The sequence below is a fragment of the Pseudomonas sp. P4_C1 genome (assembly GCF_056402155.1).
In genome coordinates, this window is sequence record NZ_JBFUHY010000139.1 from 1 (window position 1) to 4,745 (window position 4,745).

The following is a 4,745-nucleotide window of genomic DNA, read 5'->3' on the forward strand; positions in this document are numbered from 1 at the left end:
CTACAGCACCCTGCGTTACCGGCCGGATTGGGGTTCGCTGAAAACCGCTTACGAAAACAGCTACCGCCTGGCCAAGGAACAACCGCTGGAGTATCGGCGCATGTCCCTCGCCGCCGTCGAGCGCATGCACGATTACTGCGCTTTCGCCCCGGTACAGAAACGCATGGCGGATTTTTTCGGGCTGGCGCCGCAGGCTTTGCCGACAGCAACCGTGACGGATATCGCCTCATGCTGATCATCATTCATTCGGAAACCAACCAGCACACCATTGCCCAGAACCTTGGCCGCTCGGAGTACAGCTATTACTTCGTGCTCAAGGAGTACCGGCCCGTGCTGGAGCGGCTGGGGCGAGTGGTCGAAGTCAGCGACCCGCAGACCGAAGTCGATGCCTTGTACATGGACTGTTTGTCCCGTGGTGAAGCGTGCGTGTTCCTGTCGTTCTCACCGCCTCATCGCACGCCGGTCAATTTCACCTGCCCGACGCTGCCGGTGTTCGCGTGGGAATTCAGCACCATCCCCAACGAACCCTTTGCCGGTGACCCGCTCAATGACTGGCGCACGGTGTTGCGGGCAGCGGGTGCGGCGATTACACATTCCAGCTACACCGTGAATGCGGTGCGCGAAGCGATGGGCACCGACTATCCGGTCATCGCGGTACCGGCACCGGTATGGGACCGGTTTTCCGAGCGTGGCGCCCACTTGCAACGCCAGCCTCTGGCCAGTCGGGTGCGGCTGACGCTCAAGGGGTTGCTGGCCGACAGTCGCGAACTCGACTTGCGAGCCTTCGGCCCCGTGGCCACTCGCCAAGGTGTGGGTATTGATTTCGAGGCCCCGCCGAGTGAACACGAGTTGGTCCTCGACGGCGTGATTTACACCTCGGTGTTCAACCCCGGTGACGGGCGCAAGAATTGGGAAGACATGCTCAGTGCCTTTTGCGTGACGTTTCGCGAGGTGGACGACGCAACGCTGGTGCTCAAATTGACGCACCACGATGCCGAAGAAGCGCTGACCGATATCCTTCACCACTTGTACAAAAACCAGTCTTACCGTTGCCGGATCGTGCTGATTTACGGCTATCTGGCTGACGCGGACTATGAGCAGTTGGTGCAAGCCACGAGTTATGTAGTCAACACGTCCTATGGCGAAGGCCAATGCCTTCCGCTGATGGAGTTCATGTCCTGTGGCAAACCGGCGGTGGCGCCACGGACCACGGCGATGATCGATTATCTGGATGCCGATAATGCATTCCTGATTGACTCCACCGATGAGCTGACGGCCTGGCCACATGACCCGCGCAGGGCGTTTCGTACCTTGCGCTACGTCACCGATTGGGCGTCGTTGTGCAGGGCTTACCAATCAAGCTATGACGTGGCCAAGGGTGATCCCGGGCGTTATGCACAAATGTCCGCGCACGCAGTGGCCAGCCTCAAGAAATTCTGCAGCCAGGCCACTGCCGGGCAACGGCTTGGCGTATTTTTTGAGCGCCTGTTCGAGAACCGTGCCGTGGAAACCCCTGAGGCATGATTCGCGCATGGGTCAGACGTTTCTTTGCGGAGACGAAACCCGAGCCCCGGCCCGCGCCGTCGCCGGTCGAGCAATCCCGTGTGTCGCCAAGAGAGGTGGGCTTGCACGATGCAATGCATGACGGCTGGTTTTCGGGCGATAGCGGCGAGTTGCTCAAAGGCTTTGCCATTACCGCCGACGACACTTTGCTGGATGTCGGTTGTGGCGAAGGGGTCGCGACCTTGTTTGCGGTGCGTCAAGGCGCTTCGGTGATCTTCACCGACAGTGAGTACGACAAGGTCCGCGATCTTGCCCGGCAAGTGGCAGCGCAATCGGACAAACCGAATCTGGGGCTGGTCAGCAACAGTTTGCCGCTGCCATTGGCCGACGGCTGTGCCAGCAAAGTCGTGTGCATGGAAGTTCTCGAACACATCGATCAACCAGAACCCTTCATGGCCGAACTCGTGCGTATGGGCCGCCCCGGCGCGCTGTACCTGCTGAGCGTGCCGTCCCCGGTGGGCGAGCATTTGCAGAAAGGCATCGCCCCGGCCAGCTATTTTCAATCGCCCAATCACGTGCAGATTTTCAGCCCGGAGCGATTCGCCGCGCTGGTGGAAGACGCGGGCCTGGTCATCGAGCATCGCCAGGCCACCGGTTTTTTCTGGGTCATGGGCATGATTTTTTTCTGGGCCAGTGAGCGGGCTGCCGGACGGGATCTGGGTGGTGCGGTTCGCGACCGGATTCAGGCGCCGTATCCGCCGCTGATGGAGAGCTGGGCGAAAACCTGGCAGGACTTGCTGGCCCAGCCCGACGGGTTGGCGATCAAGCAGATGCTGGATCAGTTCATGCCCAAGAGCCAGGTGATCATTGCCCGTAAACCTCATGTCCAGGAGGGCGCATGAGCAACGAAAAACGGATCATGGACATCGAGTTGCTGCGCGGCATTGCGGTGCTCGGCGTGCTGTTTCATCACCTGCAGGACAGCCTGTTCGCGGCGGCTGTGCCGTTGCTGCAGAGCATCACGCTGTACAGCCAGCCGTGGTGGGGCGTGGATCTGTTTTTCGCGATCYCGGGTTTCGTCATTGCCCGCAGCCTGATCCCGGCCTTGCGCCGCTGCACAACTCGCCAGGAATACTGGCAACAGACACGCAATTTCTGGTTGCGCCGGGCCTTTCGTTTGCTGCCTTCGGCCTGGTTATGGCTGGCGCTGATGTTGCTGGCGTGTCTTTTTCTCAACCGCTCCGGCGCGTTTGGCACGCTGCACGCGAACCTTCAGGCGACCCTGGCCGGCATCGCGCAGTACGCCAATTTCCGCTTTGCCGACAGTTTTTATCGCTACGAGTACGGCACCAGTTTCGTGTACTGGAGCCTGTCGCTGGAAGAGCAGTTCTACCTGCTGTTTCCGCTGCTGATCGTGCTGTTGCGCAAACACCTGGTGTGGGCTTTGCTGGCGTTGGTGGCGCTGCAATTGTTGACCTTGCGCACGCCGATCCTGATGGTGGTGCGCACCGACGCGCTGGCCCTTGGCGTGCTGTTGGCGATGTGGAGCGTGCAGCCTTCGTACCGGCGCCGGGAGCCAAAATTCCTGCGCCGTCCATGGGCGGGTGTTGCCGCACTGATCGCGGTATCGCTGTTGCTCAGCTTCATGGCAACGGATCGTTTCACCTTCACGTCTTACCGGATCGGCGTGATTGCGCTGTTGTGTGCGCTGCTGGTGTGGATCGCTTCTTACAACCGCGATTACCTGTTGCCGCGCGGCGTGTTCAAAAATCTGATGACGTGGGTCGGCAGCCGTTCCTACGGGATTTACCTGATCCATATCCCGGCCTACTTGCTGGTTCGTGAATTCGTTTTCCGTTTACAGGCTGCCGGGCTGCCCAGTCCCGCTGGCCATCCGATTCTGATGTTGCTGATGGCTGGCGGCCTGATCGTGCTGCTGAGCGAACTCAACTATCGCTTCATCGAAATGCCCATGCGCAACCGCGGCGCCTCGCTGGTCAAACGCCTGGGCACCTCCCGAACAGCCGTCCCTTCCTCTGGAGCAACCTCATGCTGAGCCTTTTGAAGAAACTCACGGCGGGCACACCCGCGCCTGTTCAGCCAGAGACACCGCCCGCGGCGCCGGTGGCGGAAAAAGTCGACCCCTACATGCTCGGCCTGCACGATGCGATGCTCAGTGGCTGGTTCAATCAACAGACCGGCGAACTGTTCACCGGCTTCCCGGTGACCCCCGAGGACACACTGCTGGATGTCGGCTGTGGCGACGGCGGCAACGTGCATTTCTGCGGGATGCGCGGCGCGAAGATCATCGTCGCCGACATCGACGCCGCCAAGGTCGAAGCGACCCGCCAGCGCCTGACCGATACACCGGCCCGCGACGTCGAATGCCATGTCACCGACTGCAACCCGCTGCCGATTGCCGACGCGACCGCCACCCGGGTGGTGTCCACCGAGGTCATCGAGCACGTGGACGATCCGGCCCAATTCCTCGCAGAGCTGGTGCGCGTCGGCAAACCGGGCGCGTTGTATCTGCTGAGCGTCCCGCATCCCAGCTCCGAAGACCTGCAGAAAGATATCGCGGCGGCGGAGTATTTCCAGAAGCCCAACCACATTCGCATCATCAGCGAAGAGCAGTTCAAGGCCATGGTCAGCGATGCCGGCCTGGAAGTGATCAGCCACAGCCAGTACGGATTCTACTGGTCGATGTGGATGCTGTTGTTCTGGGAAGCCAAGGTCGACTTCAGCAGCCCGGACCATCCGTTGCTCAACCACTGGGCGCAAACCTGGCAGGCGATCCTGGCCTCGCCACGGGGTGCACAGATCAAGCAGGCGCTGGATGCCGTGGTGGCGAAAAGTCAGGTGATCATTGCGCGTAAACCCTGATTAGCAATGCTCGCCCGGGCGAGGCCGCGAACTCAAGCCTGATTGCCCGGGTACACCCGCATAGCCCTTGCCCATTACTGGCTGGAGCGAACGGCCCCGCCATCGATCAACAGGTTCTGCCCGGTCAGGTAGCCCGCATGGCTGCTGCAAACGAAGGCACAAAGGGCACCGAACTCCTCGGCTGAGCCGAAGCGTCTGGCAGGAATTTCACTACGGCATTGGTCAAGGAATGCCTCACTGTCTTGCCCAGACTCTTCAGCAGCAGCGACCAGGTTGTCACGCAGTCGATCGGTGTCGAATGAGCCCGGTTGCAGGTTGTTGATCGTCACATTACGGCTGGCAATGTTTTCCTGCCGGGC

5 protein-coding genes and 1 pseudogene are annotated in these 4,745 nt (G+C 60.7%); 5 read left to right on the forward strand and 1 reads right to left on the reverse strand.

Features of this window, described 5'->3' with window-relative positions:
* The 5 genes and pseudogenes from AC1DU9_RS29440 to AC1DU9_RS29460 form a co-directional block, all read left to right on the forward strand.
* Positions 1–235, forward strand: a pseudogene (locus AC1DU9_RS29440) (glycosyltransferase family 1 protein); the annotation flags it as partial.
* On the forward strand, positions 229–1,524 hold the full coding sequence (locus AC1DU9_RS29445) for a glycosyltransferase (protein ID WP_477811228.1): 1,296 nt from the start codon (positions 229–231) through the stop codon (positions 1,522–1,524). The pseudogene AC1DU9_RS29440 and the gene AC1DU9_RS29445, both read left to right, overlap by 7 nt.
* The gene (locus AC1DU9_RS29450) at positions 1,521–2,405 is read left to right on the forward strand and encodes a class I SAM-dependent methyltransferase (protein WP_477811229.1); all 885 of its coding nucleotides are present in this window, start codon (positions 1,521–1,523) and stop codon (positions 2,403–2,405) included. The genes AC1DU9_RS29445 and AC1DU9_RS29450 overlap by 4 nt, the downstream gene beginning before the upstream one ends.
* A complete protein-coding gene (locus AC1DU9_RS29455; RefSeq protein WP_477811230.1) occupies positions 2,402–3,559 on the forward strand; it encodes an acyltransferase family protein in 1,158 nt (385 codons plus the stop codon). Before AC1DU9_RS29450 ends, AC1DU9_RS29455 begins: the two co-directional genes overlap by 4 nt.
* The gene (locus tag AC1DU9_RS29460) at positions 3,553–4,386 is read left to right on the forward strand and encodes a class I SAM-dependent methyltransferase (protein ID WP_477811231.1); all 834 of its coding nucleotides are present in this window, start codon (positions 3,553–3,555) and stop codon (positions 4,384–4,386) included. Before AC1DU9_RS29455 ends, AC1DU9_RS29460 begins: the two co-directional genes overlap by 7 nt.
* A gap of 74 nt (positions 4,387–4,460) precedes the next feature.
* On the opposite strand, the gene AC1DU9_RS29465 is transcribed toward AC1DU9_RS29460, so the two are convergent.
* Positions 4,461–4,745, reverse strand: a 285-nt coding sequence (locus tag AC1DU9_RS29465) for an SDR family oxidoreductase (protein WP_477811232.1), incomplete at its 5' end; no start/stop codon positions are given.